General features: G+C 44.8%; 22 protein-coding genes and 1 other annotated feature. Of the genes, 19 read left to right on the forward strand and 3 right to left on the reverse strand.

Translation table 11 applies throughout. The annotated features are described in order from the left end of the window. Window positions 1-25: 25 nt before the first annotated feature. From NST47_RS14285 to NST47_RS14310, 6 genes are all read left to right on the forward strand, one after another. Window positions 26-772 (forward strand): pseudouridine synthase, encoded by a 747-nt coding sequence (locus tag NST47_RS14285; protein ID WP_341155747.1) that lies wholly within the window; start codon window positions 26-28, stop codon window positions 770-772. Between the two features lie 71 nt (window positions 773-843). After that, on the forward strand, window positions 844-1386 hold the full coding sequence (resA, locus tag NST47_RS14290) for a thiol-disulfide oxidoreductase ResA (protein WP_341155748.1): 543 nt from the start codon (window positions 844-846) through the stop codon (window positions 1384-1386). A 61-nt stretch (window positions 1387-1447) separates the two neighbouring features. Continuing rightward, window positions 1448-3124 (forward strand): cytochrome c biogenesis protein ResB, encoded by a 1677-nt coding sequence (gene resB / locus NST47_RS14295; RefSeq protein WP_341155749.1) that lies wholly within the window; start codon window positions 1448-1450, stop codon window positions 3122-3124. Beyond that, window positions 3124-4371, forward strand: coding sequence for a cytochrome c biogenesis protein CcsA (gene ccsA / locus NST47_RS14300; protein ID WP_341155750.1), 1248 nt, complete (start codon window positions 3124-3126; stop codon window positions 4369-4371). Before resB ends, ccsA begins: the two co-directional genes overlap by 1 nt. Before the next feature lie 351 nt (window positions 4372-4722). Continuing rightward, the gene (locus NST47_RS14305) at window positions 4723-5439 is read left to right on the forward strand and encodes a response regulator transcription factor (RefSeq protein WP_091165099.1); all 717 of its coding nucleotides are present in this window, start codon (window positions 4723-4725) and stop codon (window positions 5437-5439) included. A 1-nt stretch (window position 5440) separates the two neighbouring features. Next, window positions 5441-7294 carry an ATP-binding protein gene (locus NST47_RS14310; RefSeq protein WP_341155751.1) on the forward strand — a complete coding sequence of 618 codons (1854 nt, stop codon included), beginning with the start codon at window positions 5441-5443 and terminating at the stop codon, window positions 7292-7294. A gap of 91 nt (window positions 7295-7385) precedes the next feature. Here the strand turns inward: NST47_RS14310 and serA are convergent, their stop codons facing one another. Continuing rightward, complete coding sequence (gene serA, locus NST47_RS14315) at window positions 7386-8972, reverse strand: phosphoglycerate dehydrogenase (RefSeq protein WP_341155752.1); 1587 nt, start codon at window positions 8970-8972, stop codon at window positions 7386-7388. A gap of 66 nt (window positions 8973-9038) precedes the next feature. Next, window positions 9039-9299, reverse strand: a binding site (T-box leader). 106 nt (window positions 9300-9405) lie between these two features. Then, window positions 9406-10323 carry a hypothetical protein gene (locus NST47_RS14320; protein ID WP_076227673.1) on the reverse strand — a complete coding sequence of 306 codons (918 nt, stop codon included), beginning with the start codon at window positions 10321-10323 and terminating at the stop codon, window positions 9406-9408. A gap of 67 nt (window positions 10324-10390) precedes the next feature. On the opposite strand from NST47_RS14320, the gene NST47_RS14325 reads away from it, so the two are divergent. Both NST47_RS14325 and NST47_RS14330 read left to right on the forward strand, forming a co-directional pair. Continuing rightward, the gene (locus NST47_RS14325; protein WP_341155753.1) at window positions 10391-10984 is read left to right on the forward strand and encodes a CPBP family intramembrane glutamic endopeptidase; all 594 of its coding nucleotides are present in this window, start codon (window positions 10391-10393) and stop codon (window positions 10982-10984) included. After that, window positions 10984-11205: a hypothetical protein gene (locus tag NST47_RS14330; RefSeq protein WP_076227669.1), complete on the forward strand. Its 222-nt coding sequence runs from the start codon at window positions 10984-10986 to the stop codon at window positions 11203-11205. The genes NST47_RS14325 and NST47_RS14330 overlap by 1 nt, the downstream gene beginning before the upstream one ends. Window positions 11206-11256: 51 nt before the next feature. Here NST47_RS14330 and NST47_RS14335 read toward each other — a convergent pair whose 3' ends face one another. Beyond that, window positions 11257-12162: a polysaccharide deacetylase family protein gene (locus NST47_RS14335; RefSeq protein ID WP_341155754.1), complete on the reverse strand. Its 906-nt coding sequence runs from the start codon at window positions 12160-12162 to the stop codon at window positions 11257-11259. 114 nt (window positions 12163-12276) lie between these two features. Here NST47_RS14335 and NST47_RS14340 point away from each other — a divergent pair, with 114 nt between their 5' ends. The 11 genes from NST47_RS14340 to fni all read left to right on the forward strand — a co-directional run bounded on the left by NST47_RS14340 (window position 12277) and on the right by fni (window position 22311). Beyond that, window positions 12277-12582 (forward strand): hypothetical protein, encoded by a 306-nt coding sequence (locus NST47_RS14340; protein WP_341155755.1) that lies wholly within the window; start codon window positions 12277-12279, stop codon window positions 12580-12582. 200 nt (window positions 12583-12782) lie between these two features. After that, window positions 12783-13385 (forward strand): genetic competence negative regulator, encoded by a 603-nt coding sequence (locus NST47_RS14345; RefSeq protein ID WP_076227663.1) that lies wholly within the window; start codon window positions 12783-12785, stop codon window positions 13383-13385. Between the two features lie 90 nt (window positions 13386-13475). Next, complete coding sequence (locus NST47_RS14350) at window positions 13476-14975, forward strand: DnaB-like helicase C-terminal domain-containing protein (RefSeq protein WP_341155756.1); 1500 nt, start codon at window positions 13476-13478, stop codon at window positions 14973-14975. Between the two features lie 168 nt (window positions 14976-15143). Then, entirely contained in the window at window positions 15144-15836 is a 693-nt protein-coding gene (prsW, locus tag NST47_RS14355; protein ID WP_076227659.1) for a glutamic-type intramembrane protease PrsW, read from the forward strand. Between the two features lie 47 nt (window positions 15837-15883). After that, complete coding sequence (locus NST47_RS14360) at window positions 15884-16045, forward strand: hypothetical protein (protein ID WP_179097343.1); 162 nt, start codon at window positions 15884-15886, stop codon at window positions 16043-16045. A 109-nt stretch (window positions 16046-16154) separates the two neighbouring features. Continuing rightward, window positions 16155-17513: a germination protein YpeB gene (gene ypeB, locus NST47_RS14365; RefSeq protein WP_341155757.1), complete on the forward strand. Its 1359-nt coding sequence runs from the start codon at window positions 16155-16157 to the stop codon at window positions 17511-17513. A 133-nt stretch (window positions 17514-17646) separates the two neighbouring features. After that, entirely contained in the window at window positions 17647-18300 is a 654-nt protein-coding gene (locus tag NST47_RS14370; RefSeq protein WP_341155758.1) for a flagellar brake protein, read from the forward strand. Window positions 18301-18501: 201 nt separating this feature from the next. Then, window positions 18502-19179, forward strand: a complete 678-nt coding sequence (gene cmk / locus NST47_RS14375) for a (d)CMP kinase (protein WP_341155759.1) — start codon at window positions 18502-18504, stop codon at window positions 19177-19179. Between the two features lies 1 nt (window position 19180). Beyond that, the gene (locus tag NST47_RS14380; protein WP_076227651.1) at window positions 19181-19765 is read left to right on the forward strand and encodes a lysophospholipid acyltransferase family protein; all 585 of its coding nucleotides are present in this window, start codon (window positions 19181-19183) and stop codon (window positions 19763-19765) included. A gap of 124 nt (window positions 19766-19889) precedes the next feature. Then, window positions 19890-21170 carry a 30S ribosomal protein S1 gene (gene rpsA, locus NST47_RS14385; RefSeq protein ID WP_341155760.1) on the forward strand — a complete coding sequence of 427 codons (1281 nt, stop codon included), beginning with the start codon at window positions 19890-19892 and terminating at the stop codon, window positions 21168-21170. 22 nt (window positions 21171-21192) lie between these two features. Continuing rightward, on the forward strand, window positions 21193-22311 hold the full coding sequence (fni, locus tag NST47_RS14390) for a type 2 isopentenyl-diphosphate Delta-isomerase (RefSeq protein ID WP_341155761.1): 1119 nt from the start codon (window positions 21193-21195) through the stop codon (window positions 22309-22311). The last annotated feature ends 94 nt before the right edge of the window (window positions 22312-22405 follow it).

A 22405-nucleotide genomic window follows, 5' to 3' on the forward strand; every position in this document is an offset into this window, starting at 1 on the left:
TTAGGTTTGAGGTGAATGGAGACTAATGGAACGATTACAAAAAGTATTGGCAGAAGCGGGAGTAGCCTCCCGTCGTAAGTGTGAGGAATTGATATCGGCTGGACGTGTTCAGGTTAACGATGAGGTTGTGACGACGCTTGGAGTTAAGGTTGATGCCAGCAAAGATGTAATTACCGTAGACGGCCGCAAGATCCGTCAGGAGAAAAAAGTATACGTGCTGTTTAATAAGCCAAAAGGGGTTATAACGAGTGCTTCCGATCCAGGTGGACGGAAAATCGTAACCGATTTTCTGGTGGATATCAAGGAACGGATTTATCCGGTAGGTCGGCTTGACTATGATACCGAGGGCTTGCTGCTGCTGACCAATGATGGGGAATTCGCCAATTTGCTAACGCATCCAAGGCATCATGTGCCGCGTACTTACCATGCCACAGTAAAAGGGGTTCCACATGGTTCGTTATTGGACAAGCTGCGTGATGGAATCGAGCTCGAAGATGGGATGACGGCGCCTGCGGAAGTGGATTATTACGATATTGATCCGGCCAAAAAGGAAACCATTGTTTCCATTACTATTTATGAAGGACGTAACCGTCAGGTTCGCCGTATGTTCGATGCCATTCAATTTCCTTTAATCAAGCTCAAGCGTGTTCAATTTGGACCTATAGCTTTGACCGGAGTGCCACGTGGGAAATTCCGCCATCTCGAAGCCAAAGAAATCAAAGAGTTGACCGAAGAAGCGCTAAGGACACATAAAATTCAAAAAGACAAATAAGCGTTGGCATTAAAGTTAGCTATAATGAAAATAAAGCAAAACTGACTAGCTTCCGTTTGGAGTGAACATCAATGGGCAAAAATAAAAGATGGATACAGCTGGCGATTTTTGCCATTGCCATAGTGATCGGTGCATTGACGCTGTTCAATAATTTGTATGCCACGGATAAACGACCGGTTGAAGGCTCCAAGGCGCCTGATTTTACTTTGTCCGGATTGGATGGCAAGAAACATACGCTGTCTGATTATAAAGGAAAAACGGTGATGGTTAACTTCTGGGGTACGTTCTGTCCGCCATGTAAGGAAGAAATGCCTGCCATTCAACATCAATTTGACAAGCGTGACACCCAAAATGTAGAGTTTCTTGCTCTCAATCTCGGTGAAAGTAAAATAACGGTGCAAAGCTTTATTGACCAGTATAAAATTACATTTCCAATTTTACTGGATGACAACGAAGCAACGCGCAAGCGGTACGGTGTCAGTAATTATCCGACAACGTTCTTTATTTCTCCAGACGGCAAGATTGCCAAGATTATGGTCGGGGAGATGAGTGAGGCTTTTATTGAAAAGACACTTGAATCGATCAAAGCTTCCGCCCAAGCTGCTCCCAAATAATTGATCATTACAATGAGAACCGATTGCAAGACAGTAAGAAAGAAAGCTCAGGAGGCGCCCCATGATTCAAAACACAAAATGTGAATGCGGTCACCTGAATCATGTCGGGACCGTACTTTGCGAAGCCTGTGGAAAGCCTCTCTATGAAGAGGCTGGCACGGAGCCGCTTGAAATGCGTTATGACGGAGTGGCGAGACGCTCCCAAAAAGCCAATCCGGATGTAATTGACAAGGTATGGAATTTCTTCTCTTCCGTTAAGATCGCCATCTACATGATCATTATTACGTTGGTGGGCTCGGCAGTAGGCACGATTTATCCGCAGGAAAATTCATTTCTTAATTTTGACCCTTCAACCTATTATGAAGAAACGTACGGGACGTTAGGGAAAATTTATTATTTACTGGGACTGTCGCATACCTTTGAATCCTGGTGGTTTATCGGGCTCCTATTAATGATAGGAACCTCGCTTGTCGTTTGCAGCCTAGATAGGGTACTGCCGCTTTACAGAGCTCTATCCAAGCAGCAAATCCGAAAGCACCTTAAATTCATTTTACGTCAAAAGGTTTCCTATAGCGGTGATCTTCCTCACAAGGACATTTCTTCAGAGGCAGCAGAGCAAGCCTGGGTTCAACAAGCTGCCGAGCAATTGAAGAAAAAGCACTATCGTGTACATACAGAAGGTACCGCACTGCTGGCGGAAAAGAATCGGTTTAGCCGCTGGGGACCTTATATCAACCATATCGGACTTATTATTTTTTTGCTGGCCATTCTGATGAGAAGTATACCAGGCTGGCATATGGACCAGCATGTCGCTTTTCCTGAAGGACAAGTTGTCAAAATTCCTGAAACGTCGTATTACCTGAAAAATGAAAAATTCACATTGGAATATTATGATGCGAATGAGATGTCTGAAGGATTTCGTGCCAAGGATCAGGCAGTACCCAAAATATACGAAACGAACGCGGTCTTATACACATGTAAAGCCGATTGTGATGATCCTTTCAAGCAGCCTGTGCTTGAGGAGGTTCACCGTCAAAATATTATTGTGAATGAACCGCTTGAGTATAAAGGATTAATGGCTTACCAATTTGACTTCAAGGAATCACCGATGCTGATTTCCGTAAAGCCTACGCTCAAGGACAAACAAACCGGTACTGCATACGGCAGCCTGGACTTGTCGATGACGAGGCCTCAAGACAGCTATCAGGTGGGACCTTATACTTTAAAGGTAAAAGCATATTTCCCGGATTTTGGACTGGATGAAAAAGGGGTTCCGATAACCAAATCCAAGGACCCCAAGATGCCGGCATTTATATTCTCGATTACAGGCCCGGAATTAGCAGCGGAAGGTGTGCCCTACCTTTACTTTCCAAGACAGGTAGACAAGGTTACATTCCGTCAGGATGACATCAATGGCGAGATTGGAAACAAGCTGGAGCTTTCTGTTAATTCTATGGCCGATGTGCAGTTTTCAGAATACATCAGTTATTTGAATATTCGTGTGGATCGTGCAATGCCGTATATTTGGGTGGGGGCTGCGATTTCCATGATCGGGCTGGTTATGGGCTTTTACTGGCATCATCGTCGTATCTGGCTTCGAATCGATAATGGACGGCTGTCTCTTGGCGCTCATACAAACAAAAACTGGTTTGGCATTCGTCAGGAAGTCGCCCAGGTTCTTCATAAATCGGGAATTGAAGCCGATCCCAAATCGTTGGAAACAGGAGTGGTCACATAATGACAAGCAGTTCGTTTTTACTAATCGGTTTCATCGTCTATAACCTGGCTTTTCTGATGTTCGTTATTGCCATCCTTGGCAGGAAGTGGGCTCAGGATAATCCTATCGAGCATACGAGAAAATGGGGTAATTATGCGATAGGAGCCACAATTATCGGACTTGCCGGTCATGCGGGATTCTTCTTTACAAGATGGTATGAAGCGGGACATATACCTACAAGCAACATGTATGAGTTTATGACATTTCTTGGAATGATGATTATTGTTGCTTTTATTGTGGTGTACTTTATATATCGTGCGCCTGTACTCGGGGTATTTGCAGTGCCGATCGGAATCATCATTATTGGCTATGCATCTGTATTTCCCAAGGACGTACAGCCGCTTATCCCGGCTCTGCAAAGCTATTGGCTGAAGATTCATGTTACGACAGCGGCATTTGGAGAAGCATTTTTTGCAGTCGGCTTTGCTGCTGGTTTGATGTATCTGCTGCGCTGTGTTAATTTTGATAGCAAGGAGAAAGGTGATCGCAAGGAACAGCGTGGAGTTGAGGTTACGATATTTTCCTTGGTCATGATCATAGCTTTTGTCATTTCCATATTTGGTTTTAATGCATCCGGCTATCATGCCAGATTCGCTAACGATGTGCTCTACACGGGTAAGGATGGCGTGGAGCAGACCATTAAGCAAAATGTTGATTATGTACTGCCACCGATCTTCAAGCCTTTTGAAGGGGAACAGGTGGAGATGAAGCCATTTCTTGGCATGACTGAGGCGCCATTCGAGGCTCCATCATGGATGAAGGGATCGAACGCCGGCCGCAAGCTCAATACGGTGGTTTGGTCCATTGCTGGCGGCTTGATTCTTTATGGATTGCTTCGTCTGATTGCCCGCAAGCCGTTAGGGGCTGCAATCAGTCCATTGCTGAAAGGCATTGATCTTGAAGATATTGATGAAATCAGCTATCGGGCGATTGCGATAGGTTATCCGATTTTCACACTGGGTGCTTTGATTTTTGCTATGATCTGGGCGGCTGAGGCATGGGGCCGATTCTGGGGCTGGGATCCCAAGGAAGTGTGGGCACTGATCGTCTTCTTGTATTACGCTGCATATTTGCATCTACGGTTTTCAAAAGGATGGCAGGGTAAACGTTCGGCCTGGCTCGCCGTGATCGGTTTTATAGTCGTTATGTTTACACTGGTTGGGGTAAATCTGGTTATCGCAGGATTGCATTCGTATTCCGGAGCATAACATTTTGTGAAAAAGTCGTGAATTTTATCCATGCTATCGGTTATTCCGAGAAAGGGATGGTATTCCACCGCGGCTCCACCCCACAAAGTGAAGAAAAGCTTTCGAAGCGAATTCCGAATACTTTGAGGGGACCCCGTGAAAGGCATATTATTTTATGAGGTAACAAATTGAACTTCAAAGGCGGCCGTTACACTTTCCATACCATTCCCTTTCCCTCCATACACCTGCATGAATAAAATTCACATAAACGTATTACAAAAAAAATATGTTCGTAAACTCATTTCATAAAATACTGCGAAGTACGCTTAATTAAGGACATATAACAATAGAACAGAGAGGGTTGAAAAGCTGATGTCTGATGTTAAAATGACGATTTTGGTAGTCGACGATGAAGAGCGGATTCGCCGCTTGCTGCGCATGTATCTGGAGAAAGAAAATTTCATTATCGATGAAGCGGAAGATGGCGAAACGGCTTTGAAAAAAGCACTTGAAACCGATTACGATTTAATATTGCTCGATGTCATGCTGCCGGGTATTGATGGCAACGAGGTGTGTGCAAGATTGCGGCAGGTTAAATCAACTCCGGTCATTATGCTTACGGCCAAGGGTGAGGAAACGAACCGGGTACAGGGCTTTGAGATGGGTGCAGACGACTACGTCGTGAAACCGTTTAGTCCACGTGAGGTGATTTATCGGGTCAAAGCGATCCTGAGAAGATCCTCGGTGACGGCTTATTTATCCAAGGAAGTTAATTCGAGCAACAATATTGTATTTCCTAACCTCATCATTGAGCATGATGCGCATCGGGTGAGCGCGGGTGGCCAGGAGGTTGCACTGACGCCCAAGGAGTACGAGCTGCTGCATTATTTGGCGGTATCGCCGGACAAAGTATTTTCACGGGAAGAGCTGTTGAAGGACGTATGGAATTATGAATTTTTTGGGGATCTGAGAACGGTGGATACGCATGTCAAGAGGCTGCGTGAAAAGCTGAATAAAGTGTCGCCGGATGCTGCTTCCATGATTACAACCGTGTGGGGCGTCGGATACAAGCTTGAGGTGCCAAAGTAACGTGTTTAGCTTAAAAGGTATCGTAGGTAAGCTTTGGCTGACTATAATCGGACTTGTGGCTGTTGTTCTGCTCGTGCTTGGTTTGTTTCTCAGTCAATATCTGGAAACATCTTTTCCCAAATCTCAGGACCAGATCGAGAATTTACGAAAGCTGGGGCAGAAGGTGACCAGCGGCATTGCTTTACACAATGAGGATGAGCGTTACATTGATTTGGTTAATGATCTGTTAAGTGCCCAGGATGCAACGGTCTTTGTCGTTAATGTTGACTTGCAGCCGATGAAATTATCGTCCCAGAAGCCGAACTCTATAAATTTGCAATACGATGATTTTTTTTCGGCTGTCATGCTGAAGCGGGTGTTTGCTGGAGAAACTATTGACAATCAAACTGTTAACAGTACGGGCAGCAGACAGCAGATGAACAGCCAATACTCAGCTGTAGCGGTTCCTTTGACGGACTCCACACAGCAAAAAATCATCGGCGCAGCCATTTTATATCAATCGGTTCAATCTGTAGAAGCGACACAGGCTTACGTCATCCGTTTATTTGCTTATGTGTCCTTGATCGGCTTTTTAATGACTACTTTTTTTGCTTTCTTTCTACTGACGAAAATTACCCAGCCTTTACTGAAGCTTAAAAAAGCAGCCGATTTAATTTCACTTGGAGAATATGGAACCCGGGTTCCTATCACCTCATCAGATGAAATCGGTGAACTGGGTAAGACGTTTAATCGTATGGGTGAGGAATTATCCGATACGATCAAGGCGCTCAGTCACGAAAAAGAGCATTTATCCAGTATATTACGCAGTATGACAGACGCTGTTATTACATTTGATTCAGATGGAAGTGTGATCCTGGCTAATCCTCAGGGCGATAAAATCGTCAATGACTGGAACCAGATCCACTGGATTGATGGAGAAACAGAGCAATCCATGCTGCCCGTGCTTCAACAGCACAGATCGGTCATACCCGAGCCAATGAGAATGCTGTTTGACGAAGTTATTACAGGAGCCAAAGAAATTACTTCCAAGCTGCATGTTCAAAACGAGGTATGGTCCGTTGTCATGACCCCGTTGTATGCTCGTGCGGCCGTGCGCGGCGTGGTTGCGGTTTTGCGTGATGTTACAGAGGAATTCAGGCTGGACAAGCTGCGCAAGGATTTTGTAGCCAACGTATCTCACGAGCTTCGTACGCCATTATCGATGCTGCAGGGCTACAGCGAGGCGCTGCTTGATGATATCGCAGGTTCCGCTGAAGAGCGACAGGAGCTGGCTCAGGTCATCCATGAGGAATCGCTTCGAATGGGTAGACTGGTCAGAGACCTTTTGGATTTGGCTCGGATGGAGACCGGTAATATCGAGCTGCATTTTCGAGTGGTGGAGGTACGGAGCTTTATCAAGCGCATGCATCGCAAGTTTGCTGCCCTATCGAAGGAACAAGGCATTCTGATGAGCTATGAGCTGCCAGAGGAAGAGCTGATTCTGTACCAAGCCGATGAAGATCGGTTAGAGCAGGTGCTGACGAATTTATTGGATAATGCCATACGGCATACGCCCGCTCAAGCGGAAATCGTCATGCGTGCTGAGCGGCACACATACAAGGATGAAGCTGCAGTTCTAATCGAAATTATCGATCAAGGTATCGGGATTCCTGCGGGGGATCTGCCTTATGTATTTGAACGCTTTTACAAAGCGGACAAGGCCCGTACACGCGGTGCAACAGGGGGGACAGGACTTGGTTTATCGATTGTTCGTAACCTGGTAGAGGCGCATCAAGGCGCTGTTGCTGTTAAAAGCACCGTGGGGCAAGGAACGACATTTTCTGTGCTGCTTCCCGTTAAAATGATAACAACATAAAAAGAGAGCTCCGATAACGTATCGGAAGCTCTCTTTTTATGTTGAACGAACAAGATTATTCTTGTTGTTCGTGAAACAGTCGAACAGGATATTAATCCAGTGTGAGCTCATTCACATGTGTCAGCTCAGGCAATTGGATAAGCTGTTGTAGAACTTCCTTAGGTGTCTTTTTATCTGTTGACAAGACCATAATGGCCGAGCCGCCAACAACCTTACGACCTACCTGCATCGTAGCGATGTTGACATCATTGTTGCCAAGCAAAGTTCCTACTTTACCGATGATGCCGGGTTTGTCGTTATGAGAAATGAGCAGCAAATTGCCGTTTGGTGCGATATCAACCGGGTACTGGTCTATTTGTACGATCCGCTCGCCATATCCGGCTAGCAGCGTTCCGGCAACAACACGCACCTCGTTTTTGGCTTTCAGCGTAACTGAAACCAGATTAGTGAAGGTTTGTGTGGCTGCTGATTTTTGAATCACGATATTCACATCACGAGTTTTGGCAAGGTGCATCGCATTGACGATATTAACACCTTCCAGTTGATTAGCAAGAATACCGCGTACGATATAACGAGTTAATGGTGCTGTGTCCACATCAGCCAAATCTCCGGAGTAATTAACTACGATTTCTTTGATCGCAACTTCGGTAGTTTGACCGATAAATTTGCCAAGCTTGTCACCAAGGTTGAAGTAAGGCTGTAGTTTGCTTAACACCGCTGGTGGAACCGGAGACATGTTAACAGCATTTTTGAAAGGCTCGTCACGTAAAATATGAAGCACTTCTTCGGATACGTCGATAGCTACATTTTCTTGAGCTTCAACTGTAGATGCACCCAAATGCGGGGTCACGATGATTTTGGGATTGTTCAGGAATGGGTGATCGGCTTGAGGCGGCTCTTGCTCATATACGTCAAAAGCAGCTCCAGCAACGATACCGGTATCAATAGCTTCAACCAAAGCAGCTTCATCGATAATGCCGCCGCGCGCACAGTTAATAATGCGTACGCCTTTTCTCATCAGTTCGAATTGTGGGCGGGCAATGATATGACGCGTCTCTGGAGTCAATGGTGTATGCACCGTAATAAAATCAGCTTGTGCTGCGATTTCATTCACGCTTCCGAGCTTAACACCCATTTGTTCAGCACGTTCTTCAGTCAGGAAAGGATCATAGCCGATAACATTCATACCAAAAACCTTGGCGCGCTTGGCCACTTCACTTCCGATACGGCCCATTCCAAGAATACCCAGCGTTTTATTACGCAGCTCAACACCAACGAAAGTTTTGCGATCCCACTCACCGCTGACGGTTTTTCTGTAGGCTTGTGGAATGGAGCGTGCTACAGACATCATCATAGCAAATGTCAATTCACAAGTTGCAATTGTATTTCCATCAGGAGCATTGATGACAACAATACCACGGCTGGTAGCTGCTTGAAGATCGATGTTATCTACACCAACGCCTGCGCGTCCTACAACCTTCAGCTTGGGAGCAGCAGCCATAATGTTATCGGTCACTTTGGTTTGGCTTCTTACCATCAATGCGTCATAATCAGCAATAATCTCGATTAATTCGCTTTCCGATAAGCCGATTTTTTTGTCCACTGTCACGTCTGCTGCATCATTAAGCAGTTGAATTCCCAAATCACTGATTCCATCCATTACTAATACTTTGTACATGTACGCCAACCTCCACTTTTTTCTAGACAAACTAAAAAACTCTCCATCCTCGTACGTTAAACGTATACAAGGGACGAAGAGTTACTTTCGTGGTACCACCCTAATTCACTGTCTGATTGCACAAACAGCCTCATGAGCCGCAAGGACTCAGAAATGTAACGGTTTCTAACCGGCTGCACCTACAGACGTCTGGAATCACGAGATTCAGGCGGCATTCAGAACAGCAACTCTGGAGTGCTCTCTTGTAGACCCTAATGTCCGATTTGCACCTGTTCATCGGCTCTCTGTGCATTAAAGGTGTTACAGGTTCTCCGTCAACGTTTTGTAACAAATTGAATTTTCATAAGCGTAACATGACCCCAAAGGCGATGTCAATAGGGGTAATGGGGTTGTCACAGCTTGTTCAAAAGCTGTCAGATCGGTGTTCTTTTTTTTAATTTTGTGTAAAAAAGAACGGGAGCTGCGGTAAGGTTTCATTCGGATATAAGCGATTTTTATTGCGGATGAAATCTCCAGAGCGGACGGCATCTGTAGCATTCAGGAGATCAATAACCTGCTGAACATCTGCCAGGTTTAATTTGCTCGATTGTCCCGAGCTTACCATTTCATCAATTCGGCTTGAAAGGTCCTGAGGTGTATATAGTTTGAACAACTTGCCATTCAATAATGCATTGGATATGTATTCATTCTTCATGCTTAAACTCAGAGGGGTCCAATCCTTGAGAGACAAAGGTTTGCTAACATCGACCTGCTTCAGCTGCGGATTATCAGCCAAATTCCATTTGATGATGGAATCGTAATAATCTTTTTGAGCAGACAGAGAGAATTTTTTGGCTTCAACCAAATAAGCATCCTTATTCATTTCGGCAACGAGATCATAACTGGGAGTACTGTTGGCTTTTCCTTGGATGTTACCCAGCGCCTCACTGAACAGTTTTAAGCTTTTTAAATAATTTTGCAGTCCTTCCTGCAATAGCGGGGAAGAATCTGGCATTGACTTATTGCTGAGCTCGCTATACTTTTCTTTGGCAAGCAAGCCGAGGTCCTTGAGAATTGCTGAAGCGTCTGAGGAGCGATTGGTCTCAAGCTCATTCATTTTTTCAAACCATTTCATGTGAAATTCCCTGTATGGCTGATAAATGGTATGATAGTAGGACACCAGATACTGTTGATGATAAGCGGAATACCCATTCTGGACTTCTGTTTTTTTGAATAGAAGCTCCTCATACTTGGCTGTGGCACGTTCTTGTCCCATTCGAAGACCGAAGAAAAAAGTTCCTAAAGCTAGAACAAGCATAAAAATAAAGGTTAATGCAAACAAGTAATCATAACGTGACAATCGTTTGTTCATAGCCAAGGACACCTCGTTTATTTTCTAATGATAGTATAGGTGATAATGTCGAAAAAGGGAATAATAGATGAAAAAATTTAATTTTAGGCAATTTAAGTTTCAGAAGCTGGATATAACGACTATTGATGAGCGTACCGTTGTTCTCAATGTGTATATCACGCAGTTTCTCGTATTTGCGGCGGGTTGTATCATCATGCTTTTTCAAAAACCGTGGTTCCAGCAAATGTTTTCATTTCATCAGGGGATGCTTTTGCTTGTATGGGGTGCAGCATTTGCTGTTGTGGTCCTGATCGTTGATGTGCTGATTTCGAATTGGGTTCCTCCGGAGGTTACGGATGATGGGGGCATCAATGAGCTGATATTTAAGAATCGACCGTTATGGCATATTATTGTGCTGTCCTTTGTTGTCGCATTTTGTGAAGAATGGTTATTCAGGGGTGCGATTCAAGCGTCGTGGGGGCCCTATTGGACCAGTATTTTATTTGCCGCGATTCATATACGGTACCTGCAGCACTGGCTGATGACGGGGCTCGTATTCGGGATCAGCTACGGACTTGGATGGATATACATACAAACAGGTTCGTTGTGGACGCCGATTATTGCGCATTTTATGATCGATTTGATTATGGGTTGCATCATTCGTTATAGGAGAGAGAAATAATGAGTTCCAGCATAAAACCGAATCAGCAAGCTCAAGAGGATACAACACCTCTAACAGAGACAGACGAGGATGAAACGTTTCTGCCCCCTCGAAAAGTGGTTCACCCGGCGGAAAGCGACAGATGGCTGCGAATTTTTTACTTGTCACTGTTGTGGGTGTTTATATTGTTAGTCGCCGGTTTATTATTATGGGGCTGGCAGCGGGTAAAAGGAGAGTCTTAACAAAAAGGTGAACCGAACAGCTGATGCTGAGGGTTCACCTTTTTGTTAAGCTTATAACGTTGTATCGATCGTTGCGGGGTCTACGAAGCCATAATTTTTTTGTTCCAGCTGTGTCAGCAGGTTATCCATGGCTTGGACGGTCCATTGCAGCTCGTGCATCAGAATATTGCTGCCTGGCCGCAGCTGCTCAAGCACGTTGCTGACTACTTTATCCGGATTGTTGCTCTTGGTGGTCATTTCCCAGTCCAATGAGCCGTTGGACCATGTCATGAACAGCATATTTTCCTGCTTCACCTTTTCCCGGACCAGATCTCCACCTGAACCAAATGGGGGGCGGAAAAATTGGGGCGCTTTTCCGGTCAGCTCCATAATCTGTTTTTGCACATCCCCGATTTGCTGATCGATCTTATCTTTATTTTCTTTTTTTAAATCAATATGATCCCAGGAATGATTACCTATCATATGACCGTGGTCTGTAATGAGCTTGATCAATTCGGGCTTCTGCTTGACACGATATCCATTTACAAAAAATATCGCCTTTGCGTGATGCTTGTCCAATGTCTCAAGCAGAGGTTCCAGCATGTCCTTGTCCTTGGGGCCATCATCAAAGGTTAACAAAACAACGTTTTTGTTGGCCGCGGCAGAATCAATCGGCACAATATCGTAGGATTTGGGATTTAATTTATACAGCTTGGCAGTTGCTTGTGGTGCTGCTGCCGCAGGTGGTGTGGTAGGTGTCTGTGGTGCTGGCGTCGTACCTTCTGGTGCTGTTTGTATAGGTTTAGCAGGCTCTGCTGGCGTATTGCTATTCTCAGCAGGCTTGGGAGCTGTGGGAGCAGGGCTGACACTGCTGGTTGGCGGAGTGGCTGGTGCAGCAGGCTGCGTAGTGGATTGACAAGCTGTGGCTGAAGCCAGTAGTGCTGCTGCCGTGAGGCCCATCAGCGTTTTTTTTATCATGGTGGAAGTACTCCTGTTCTATGTGAATTTGGGTGTTTCCTGATTTTATCATGCATGGAACGCAAGTACATAGTGAAAAATAAGTATCGTACCTAAATAGATGGAGGGATGACTATGAGAGTAGGGTCTTTTTTACTTGGCGGACTTGTAGGTGCAGCGGCAGTTGTCTATTTGAGCGGCAAGAGCAGGTCGATGTTGATGTCCTCCTTTAGCAGCAATAACCAGTCTATAGGCAATAACGTAAATAAAAATGGCAGCAACCATCAGTCTGCCAGTCATAATGCGAATAAATCCGGCAGCACGGAGAGTTCCGGGTTAGGACGCGTTGAGGAAATCATTAACAAAGAGCCTGCTTTGAAGGCAACTGTTGATGAAATTTTGCGCGACAGCAAGCATAAAGAGCAGTATCAGACGCAGTAAAACAGGCGTTAAACAAGGGATTAAAAGGCATGAACGGGGATTTTCCTGTTCGTGCCTTTCTTTTTTTATAGCCACAATAGATTTATTGTTATGTTGTGATATAATACTCATATAATTGAATACAAGCTTGAAGCTTATTCACCTTTTTAAGCTTACTTCATAAGCTGTTATTAATAGTGGCGGCAAGGGAGGAATCCTGTATGAAAATGGAGCGTTTGAGTCAGGACAAGATACGGATTTTTCTCACTTTCGACGACTTGACGGAGCGAGGTATTCAAAAGGACGACATGTGGAGAGAAATCCCCAGAGTTCATGAGTTGTTCAGTGACATGATGGATCAAGCATACGCTGAGCTGGGCTTTGACCCTACAGGGCCTTTAGCTGTTGAAGTGCTTGCTCTACCCGCTCAAGGGATGGTCGTCATTGTGACACGCGGCAAGATGGAGTTTCATCATACTTCGGAATCGTTTGATGAAGAAGTAGAAGAAATGTATGAGCTTGAAGTGACTCTTGAACAAACGGATCAGATCTCTTATGTGTTTCACGATTTTGAAGATTTGCTGCGTATGGCAAAGGTTATTCAACCCTTGCTCACTGATGGAGGCATTTTATTTTCTTATAAAGAGAAATGGTATTTGCAGCTTGATGCTGTCGATATGGAAGAGAGTGGGTATCAATCCATTATCGCCGTCTTGTCCGAATATGGCGATGCTGCTTCGGTAACCCGATCTGTTCTTGAGGTTTATGGCAAAACGGTGATAGCAGCCGATGCCATCAATGTGCTGTGCACGCATTTCAAATAGTGTCAAGGGTTAGGTTGTACGACGCATTCTCAAAAACAGTATTGTTTTTGTGAGTGCTTTTTTTATTGTTCATAATACAGGAGGGGCATCATGTCTATCAACCAAATGGGGACGTCCAAATCAGCCTTGAATCTGGAAGAAATGGTCGTATATTATCAAAAACAGCTTCGTGACGATGCGTTGTACTATCTTGGCAAACGAGGAATCGAGCAGGAAACGATTGAATTGTTTCGGATCGGTTTTGATCCTGGCAAAATAGGCTTTTATGTGAGTCCCCATCAATGGGGCGATTATTTTGAAAACCGGATTATTATTCCCGTGACGAATGCGCAAGAGGTAATAGTTGATTTGATTGGAAGATCCATCGACCATCGGGAGCCGAAGTACAAATCACTGACCGGTGAGGATTTTATGTTCAACGAGGAGATATTGGAGGACACTGAGGACGTCATTTTGTGTAATGGCGTATTTGATGTGTTAAGTCTCGCACAAGCGAGGCTGCCAGGAGTGAGCGTCCCTTATTGGCTCGGATTTAAAGAAACACATGTCGAGCCCTTAAAAGATAAACGTGTATTTATTTGCATGGGCAACGATGAATGGGGACGGCGGGAAAGTGTAAGAATTCAAACGATGCTGCAGCAAGCAGCCAAGGAAACCTATATCGTCCATTTACCGGAAACGATCCGTGATGTGAATGACTTTTTTGTCAGGGCGCAAAACCCGTTGGAAACGTTCATCGAAATTCTCAATCAAACAATGGAGGATACGATGATGGTACCCGTGGCACCGGACTCGAACCATATCACGATTTATACCGAGGAATATATGAAACGCTATCGTGGACAAGTTTCCGGCACACCGAGCGGTATTACGAAGCTGGATGAAGCCTTGTTCGGCGGATTTGGTTGTGGGCTGTATTTGCTGACAGGGGCTGCGTCCATCGGAAAAAGCATGCTGATGAAGCAAATGGCTGATCATATTGCGCTTGACGGGACTCCTGTCATATATGTGTCGTGGGATATGACTGGTTTTGAGCTGTGGGCAAGAAGCATTGCACGTATTCTTGGCGTGGAACCACAGCTTGTGATGAGCGGTAAAATTGATCCGGATCAAATCGGCGCGGCCAATGCCCAATATATTCCGATTAGTAAAATGCTATGGACGCTCGAATGCTCCATGGAAACGACACTGGAAAAAGTAATTGCCTCCATAGGTAAAATTGCGATGGTCGTGGGTAAAATGCCAGTCGTGTTCATCGATCATCTGCAGCGTGTGCCGATTGTAGGCGGAAAATCACTTCCGGCAACAGCAGCGGAAAGAAATACGATGATTACGTATGCATTAAAGCAATGGTCCAAGGAAGCTAACGTGACGGTCATTGCCGCTATGCCTGTGGGCGATAATATTCCGATATCCATCCCTGAGGGTGTGGAAGCATCAGCTGATGTAATTATGCTGCTCAATCCGCAGGGCTTGTCCGTAACCGGAGAGGAACAACATATTGCCCTCCAGCTGTTGAAAAACAGAAACGGCTCCCTTGTGCAAATTCCACTCGTGTTCCAGCACCAAAAAGCGTTTTTTTCACAATAAAATGCTGATAGGTGCACAAAAAGAAAGGCTAAGACTGGATGGAAGCGGAAGTGCATGCCAAATTGCAAGAAGTGATGGAAAAAAGCTTTGAAAATGTCTATAATATTCATAAAGTGAAAAATATCGATACGCGTTTGTATGCTTCGAAAACTCTCAGGAGGTGGCACCTTGAGCATTGTTTCAGTCATCTTGGCAGCAATTGCGCCAGGTGTCGCTCTACTTGCTTATTTTTATTTAAAGGATCGATATGATACCGAGCCGATTCATCTCGTTGGCAAGATGTTTTTGTTCGGTATTTTGCTTGTATTCCCTGTGATGGTGCTGCAGCGGGCTTTTGTTCATGGCTTTGGCGATGATCCACTGGTGTTTTCTTTTTTGATTTCAGCGGGCGTTGAGGAATTCTTGAAATGGTTTTTGGTTTATTTCCTCATTTTCCGGCATGCGACCTTTGATGAGCCTTATGATGGAATTGTATATTCAGTAGCGGTTTCGCTCGGGTTTGCGACGCTTGAGAATGTGTTTTATGCCTTGCTGAATTCGGCCTCCATCTCCACGCTGCTAATGCGAGCCTTCCTGCCTGTTTCCGGTCATGCGATGTTCGGCGTCATGATGGGCTACCATTTGGGTAAAGCCAAGTTTAATCCCGAGCAGCGAACAAGGCAGCTGTTCTACTCCTGCTTTATGCCTATATTATGGCATGGAGTTTTTGATTACGTCCTGCTTACCGCGAAAACCTACTGGATCTGGATCATGCTCCCATTGATGGCCTTCCTGTGGGGACGAAGTCTGTGGAATGTTAAAAGAGCGAATGCCAGGTCACCGCTTCGTGTACTTAGGCGGGAAGAACGGGTTGAAATGTAAATTGCTTGTCCATACTTATAACACATAAGACAAGCAGGAGGGAAGGTATGATCACTAAAGATCGAATCAAGGTGTTAATTCGCTGCAACCTGTGCGGTGAGCGGTTTGTGCTGAAAGGCAAGCAAGATAAGGGGAAGATCGATACAGGCTTCAAGCAATGTCTGTGCAGCAACGAAAAAGATTTTTTCATAGAAACCCGATGTTTTTAAACATCCGCTTAAAGGAGCCTTGACAGGCTTTTTTTTTATGCATGAATAAGACCGCTTCCTTCGACAAAAGCTAAAACCAATATTGGGTGATGAAGGGGGATATGCAACCATGTACAGCCGTTTGAGCATTGTTATGTTTCCGATTTTGCTAGTCGTCCTGATTGGTGCCGGAATGTGGGGATACCTCGAGCATCAGGAGAAAAACGCGATTTTAATCAAGGCCGAAAATCAGTATCAGCGGGCGTTTCACGATCTGTCATTCCATGTGGATAGCTTGCATACTGAGCTTGGCAATACATTGGCCTTAAACACGGCGTCACAGGATTCCTATAAAAAAGGCTTGATCAATGTATGGCGAATCACAAGCGAGGCGCAGAATGAGATCAATCAGCTGCCTTTGACATTGCTTCCTTTTAACAAAACAGAAGAATTTTTGGCCAACATGGCCAACTTCTCATACCGGGCAGCCTTACGCGACTTGGGGAAGCAGCCACTTAACGAACAGGAAATGCAAACCTTGAATGCTCTTTACCAGCATGCCAATGAAATATCTACAGATCTCCGCGGAATGCAAAGTAAGGTTCTCGCGAATAATCTGCGTTGGATGGACGTTGAAACAGCGCTGGCTACACAAAAGGAGCCGCTGGATAACGCGATTATTGACGGGTTTCAAACTGTAGATAAAAAAGTCGCAGACTACGCGGATGTCAAGTGGAGTCCTTCCGTCATGAGCACGTATCAAGCCTATGATGCGAAAATGCTGACAGGCAATGATGTAACTGCCGAGGACGTGCGGCAAAAAGCGGCAAAGTTTTTGAACATTGCTGATCCATCCGCGGTTAAGGTCGTTGAGAATGGAGTCGGCACCGAGTTTGAATCGTACAGCGTTACTGCACCCAAAGATAATATACCGGATGGTACACAAATGGATTACAGTCATAAGGGAGGAGAGCTTCTATGGTATTCGGCTGTCAGAGATGTACCGGATACGAAGCTAGATATAAGAGGCGCTCGTGATGCGGCAGCGGAATTTCTCGATACACATGGCTACTCCAATATGACGGCCGTTTCCTATGATGAATATAATAATGTGGCCAATATAACATTTGCGAGCCGCATGAATGACGTCATCAATTTTATTGATAAGGTTGCTGTTAAGGTAGCAATGGATAATGGCGATGTGACAGGGCTTCAGGCAACTGATTATGTATATAATCACAAAGAGCGGCAGTTGAATTCGCCGAAGCTTAGCGCTGAAGAGGCCCATAAGGTACTGAATTCACAAATGCAGGTGGATCATCAATCGTTGGCCTTGATTCGCAATGACTTGCAGGAGGAAGTACTGTGTCACGAGTTTACCGGACGCATTAACGGTGGGGTTTATCGTATTTATATTAACGCAGAGACAGGCGTTGAGGAAAAAGTTGAACATTTACGCAAGGAAGAGCAAGTTGCGAGTCAAGTATAATTTTATAATATTTAGGGAGAGTCTTCGACAAGACTCTTCTTTTTTTGCTTCCCATCTGTTATTCGCATGTTATAATAAAGGCTAGACTCCAGAATGAATTCTGGTTTAGATCAAATTGCGGGGGGTGCACATATTGCTTCCAAAGGTGAACCAGATTTTACATATACAAATTAATTCAATCGATGAGGAAGAAGCGAAACAGGAATATAAATCCCGGATTGCTGACCAGGATGATAATTCGATTTTTATGGAAATCCCGATAAATGAGAAAACAGGACGTCTAAAGAAGCTTTATATCGGCGATGAATTGTCGGCTTATTTTATTTTGGATGGCGGTGTAAAAAACTATTTTACCACCTCTGTACTGGGATTTACCGATGATGTAATTCGTCTAATCCAGATTCGCAAGCCGACTCCCGAAACGATTACGAAGATTCAGCGTCGCAGCTTTCTTCGTGTACCAGCAGAGCTCGAAATGGCAGTGAAATATTCCGATCAATTGCAATTTATTGCGGTTACCGATGATGTAGGTGGAGGCGGTATCTCATTTTTGTGTGACGGCTATATTCCGCTTGCTGCACAGCAAATGGTCAGCTGCTGGCTGCTGGCGAATTACAAAAATGGACAAATTGAGCACATTCCCTTCAAAGGTGAGATGGTTCGGATCAAAATGCTCGAATCGGGCAGACAGCAGGTTATGATGCGTTTTGCCGAAATCACCGACAGAGATCGACAGAAGATCATCAGATACTGCTTTGAAAGACAGCTTGAATTTCGCAAAATGTAATTTTTATTATGAAAATAGCCTATGGATGATCCGCATCCCGCATGCGATTTTACGACCGTAAACCAACAGAAAGGTTCACCTTTCTGTTAATAAGTATGAGACAGCTTTGCAATCCCACTTTCACCTATGGTATAATTTTCATTGGTTACAGGCGGGGTCTGTTGTCACATGCATGACTTTTATTTCTGGGAGGCCCTTGTTTTGGAGAAATTTAACATTGCTATAGATGGTCCGGCGGGAGCAGGAAAGAGCACAATTGCCCGACTCGTTGCCAATACATTAGGATTTATTTATGTAGATACGGGGGCTATGTACCGCGCGGTCACCTGGAGTATACTGCAAGCCGGCCTTATACCAGAGCAGGAATCTGAAGTTATCGCTATGACTCGTGAGCTTGACATTCGTCTTGAACCAGGCCCGAGTGGTCAGCAGGTCATTGTTAATGGAAAAGATGTGACCTTGGATATCCGTACTGTTCAAGTGACGAGCAATGTCTCGCAAATTGCCAGAATTGCAGAAGTACGTCACATTCTGACAGATAAACAAAAGCTTCTTGCAATTGACAAAGGCGTTGTGATGGATGGCAGAGATATTGGTACTCATGTTCTTCCTGATGCAGAGCTGAAGTTTTTTCTCACAGCAAGTGTTAAAGTAAGAGCCGAGAGAAGATTCAATGAAACCAGAGATCGTCCAGAGGTAACTCTGGAACAGCTCGAGCAGGAAATTGCTGCTCGCGACCAGATGGATGCGCAACGAACACACGCTCCTTTGATTCAGGCCGCTGATGCTGTATTGCTGGACACGACCGACTTAACCATTCCTCTTGTAGTAGAGCGAATTTTGGAGTTGTGCAGAACCAAAGTCGGCGGAGGGAAGTAATATGCTTTATTCTACCTTACGTGCTCTATTTCATTTTATATTCCGTTTGATATTCCGTTTGAAAGTAATTGGAATCGAGAACATTCCTGAGGACAAACCTGTTATCCTATGTGCAAATCATACAAGCAATATGGATCCGCCATTGTTGGGGAGTCCGCTTGTCACAAGGCGTGTACATTATATGGCAAAGGCTGAGCTTTTCGATTTGCCGGTATTGGGCTGGGTACTTCCAAGAATTAGTGCGTTTCCTGTAAAACGTGGTGGTGTGAGCAAGGAATCGATCCGCTTATCGCTTCAGCTTTTACAAGGCAACCAGATCCTTGGGATTTTTCCGGAAGGATCTCGCAGTAATGCGGGCGGAATAGGGAAGAAGGGTGCGGCAAGCTTGGCACTAAAATCAGGAGCCGTGGTTATTCCTTCTGCTATAGTGGGTGGCTATAAGCCTTTTCGCAGAATGACGCTTGTATATGGCAAACCTCTCGATATTAGTGAGTTTGCTGATAGCGGAAGTTCAGGCGTGGAGGAAGCAACAAACCGCATCATGGAAGCCATTCGTGATCTGGTTAAGAAATACGAATCAAAATGATAATTAGTGGAATACTTAGAAAAACAATTAACCGCGTAATTTTTGCGTTGGTAAATTATATTAGAAAGCAGCAATTGTAACTAATTTATTTGGTTGAGGTTGCTAACATAGGAGGAATTGAACCATGTCCGAAGAAACTAAAGCAGAAATTCAAGTAGAACAAGCAGAGCAGCAATCCACCCAGGAGCAAGAGCTTTCCCAAGAGGAATCGATGGGTAACGTATCCATTCTCAAAAAAGGTGACACTGTTAAAGGTAAAGTCATTAAAATTGAGGATGACCAGGCATTCGTTGATGTAGGTTACAAGTATGATGGTGTGGTTCACATTAAGGAGCTTTCTTCTGTACAATTAGGAAGTGCCAGTGAAGGTGTTGAAGTGGGACAGGAAGTTGAGCTGAAGGTTCTGACTATCGATGACAACAAGGAAAAGCTTGTACTTTCCAAACGTGTAGTTGACAGCGAAAAGGCTTGGGATCAACTTCAGGCTGACCTTGACAACAAAACCATTCTGGAAGCAAAAGTTGCTGAAGTTGTAAAAGGCGGACTTGTTGTTGACGTTGGTTTGAGAGGTTTTGTACCTGCTTCTATGGTTGAACGTAATTTCGTTGAAGATTTCAGCGATTACAAAGGACGCACTTTGAAGCTGCGTGTCAAAGAAATCGATCGTGAGAAAAACAAAGTTATCCTTTCGCAAAAAGACGTTCTGGATGAAGAGTTTGAAGTGAAAAAGAAAGAAATTATCGGCCAACTATCAATAGGTCAAGAGCTGACGGGAACTGTTCAACGTCTAACTCAATTTGGCGCGTTTGTTGATATCGGTGGTATTGATGGACTGGTTCATATTTCCGAAATGGCATGGCATCATGTTGAAACACCTTCGGAAGTTGTAAAGGAAGGCGATCAGGTTAAGGTGCAAATTCTGAAGCTGGACCCAGCTAACGAGCGGATCAGCCTAAGCATTAAAGCAACTCAACCAGGACCATGGCAGCAAGGAACCAGCAGCTTTAACGTTGGTGATATCATCACAGGTACAGTTAAGCGTCTGGCTCAATTCGGTGCATTTGTAGAAGTGGCTCCAGGTGTTGAAGGTTTGGTACATATTTCCCAAATCGCTCATCGTCACGTAGCTACTCCTTCTGAAGTGTTGAAGGAAGGTCAAGAGGTTCAAGTGAAAATTTTGGATCTTAACCTGGATGAGAAACGTATCAGCTTGAGCATTAAGGAAACAGAAGAAGCTCCTGCTTCAGCGACTCCTGCTGCAAGAAATGATAAAGGTGGAGACAGAGGGGACAGACCTTCTAGAGCACCAAGAGAAAAAACAGTTATTGCTGAGGAATACCAAAACCAAGGGTTAAACACGACTTTGGGCGAGCTTCTTGGCGAAAAATTAAGCAAATTTAAATAATAGATTGAAATGAGGAGTCAAGTTGCGTATTCCGAGAAAGTTGGAGCATGTCCATCATGCGCTAAAGCTTGGGCAAAGTGGAGAACAAGGTTTCTCTGACCTTAAGCTGATCCATAACTGTCTCCCGGAAACCTCATTAGGACGAATCTCATTACAAACCCTGATCGGCGAACTCAAACTGAGTTCGCCGATTATTGTTAATGCGATGACAGGTGGGGCCCAAGAGACAGAAGAAATTAATCGAGAATTAGCTATCGCAGCTCGAGAATGTGGTTTGGCTATGGCCGTTGGTTCTCAAATGTCGGCAATTAAAAATGCCGAAGTGTCCTCCAGCTATCAAATCGTAAGGAAAGTGAATCCGAGGGGAATCGTGTTTGGCAATCTGGGAAGTGAAGCCACTCTCGAACAAGCCGAAAGGGCTGTTGACATGCTTCAGGCTGATGCGCTTCAGATTCATTTGAACGTCATGCAGGAGCTCATTATGCCCGAAGGTGATCGTGATTTTACTGGGATGCTGGAAAGAATTACAACCATTGTAGAGCGGTTGCACGTACCTGTTATCGTAAAGGAAGTCGGCTTTGGTATGGCGCGTGAAAGCGCTGCTGCCTTACTGGAGGCAGGTGTAAGTACAATCGATGTCGGGGGCTATGGAGGCACCAATTTTGCAGCCATTGAGAATGCACGGCGAAATGTGCAAATGGACTGGCTGAATGACTGGGGATGCACAACCACTATAGCCTTGTTGGAGGTAATCGAGGCTGTCAAGTTAATGAGAGCACATACTGCAACTCATAAAAAACTGACCGTTATCGGCTCTGGAGGCGTACGAGGAAGTCTGGAGGCCTGCAAAGCCCTCTCATTAGGAGCCTCAGCTGTGGGGATTGCAGGAGCCTTTCTGCACATACAGCGAACCGAGGGGACGGCTGCTTTGATAACTAGAATGGATGACATGCATCAGGAGTTAAAGCTGTTAATGACAGCTCTGGGCGCTGGCTCTATAGAAGATTTATGGAACGTCCCTCTTGTCATTAGGGGCGAGACTGCTGAGTGGTGCACAGCAAGAGGCATAGATATCAAAAGCTATGCAAGTCGAACGGGATTGATAAATAACCCTGCGATTAGCCATACTAAGGTAAAGTAAAGTGTGAGATCTCTTAGGTCTATGCTTACGAGGTTAGTTTTCCAAGGAAAACTTTTAGGTGGGTGCCAATGAATCCAGGGTATTTATCATGGTT

The organism is Paenibacillus sp. FSL H8-0034, assembly GCF_038000305.1.
Classification (GTDB): domain Bacteria; phylum Bacillota; class Bacilli; order Paenibacillales; family NBRC-103111; genus Paenibacillus_S.

Excerpts from the sequence above, each read along its gene's own strand:
- serA (WP_341155752.1), bottom strand. The coding sequence starts at position 8,972 with ATGTACAAAGTATTAGTAATGGATGGAATCAGTGATTTGGGAATTCAA.
- NST47_RS14305 (WP_091165099.1), top strand. The coding sequence starts at position 4,723 with ATGTCTGATGTTAAAATGACGATTTTGGTAGTCGACGATGAAGAGCGG.
- rpsA (WP_341155760.1), top strand. The coding sequence starts at position 19,890 with ATGTCCGAAGAAACTAAAGCAGAAATTCAAGTAGAACAAGCAGAGCAG.
- NST47_RS14350 (WP_341155756.1), top strand. The coding sequence starts at position 13,476 with ATGTCTATCAACCAAATGGGGACGTCCAAATCAGCCTTGAATCTGGAA.
- resA (WP_341155748.1), top strand. The coding sequence starts at position 844 with ATGGGCAAAAATAAAAGATGGATACAGCTGGCGATTTTTGCCATTGCC.
- NST47_RS14330 (WP_076227669.1), top strand. The coding sequence starts at position 10,984 with ATGAGTTCCAGCATAAAACCGAATCAGCAAGCTCAAGAGGATACAACA.
- resB (WP_341155749.1), top strand. The coding sequence starts at position 1,448 with ATGATTCAAAACACAAAATGTGAATGCGGTCACCTGAATCATGTCGGG.
- NST47_RS14335 (WP_341155754.1), bottom strand. The coding sequence starts at position 12,162 with ATGATAAAAAAAACGCTGATGGGCCTCACGGCAGCAGCACTACTGGCT.
- ccsA (WP_341155750.1), top strand. The coding sequence starts at position 3,124 with ATGACAAGCAGTTCGTTTTTACTAATCGGTTTCATCGTCTATAACCTG.
- NST47_RS14320 (WP_076227673.1), bottom strand. The coding sequence starts at position 10,323 with ATGAACAAACGATTGTCACGTTATGATTACTTGTTTGCATTAACCTTT.
- NST47_RS14360 (WP_179097343.1), top strand. The coding sequence starts at position 15,884 with ATGATCACTAAAGATCGAATCAAGGTGTTAATTCGCTGCAACCTGTGC.
- NST47_RS14285 (WP_341155747.1), top strand. The coding sequence starts at position 26 with ATGGAACGATTACAAAAAGTATTGGCAGAAGCGGGAGTAGCCTCCCGT.
- NST47_RS14340 (WP_341155755.1), top strand. The coding sequence starts at position 12,277 with ATGAGAGTAGGGTCTTTTTTACTTGGCGGACTTGTAGGTGCAGCGGCA.
- NST47_RS14345 (WP_076227663.1), top strand. The coding sequence starts at position 12,783 with ATGAAAATGGAGCGTTTGAGTCAGGACAAGATACGGATTTTTCTCACT.
- NST47_RS14325 (WP_341155753.1), top strand. The coding sequence starts at position 10,391 with ATGAAAAAATTTAATTTTAGGCAATTTAAGTTTCAGAAGCTGGATATA.
- ypeB (WP_341155757.1), top strand. The coding sequence starts at position 16,155 with ATGTACAGCCGTTTGAGCATTGTTATGTTTCCGATTTTGCTAGTCGTC.
- NST47_RS14380 (WP_076227651.1), top strand. The coding sequence starts at position 19,181 with ATGCTTTATTCTACCTTACGTGCTCTATTTCATTTTATATTCCGTTTG.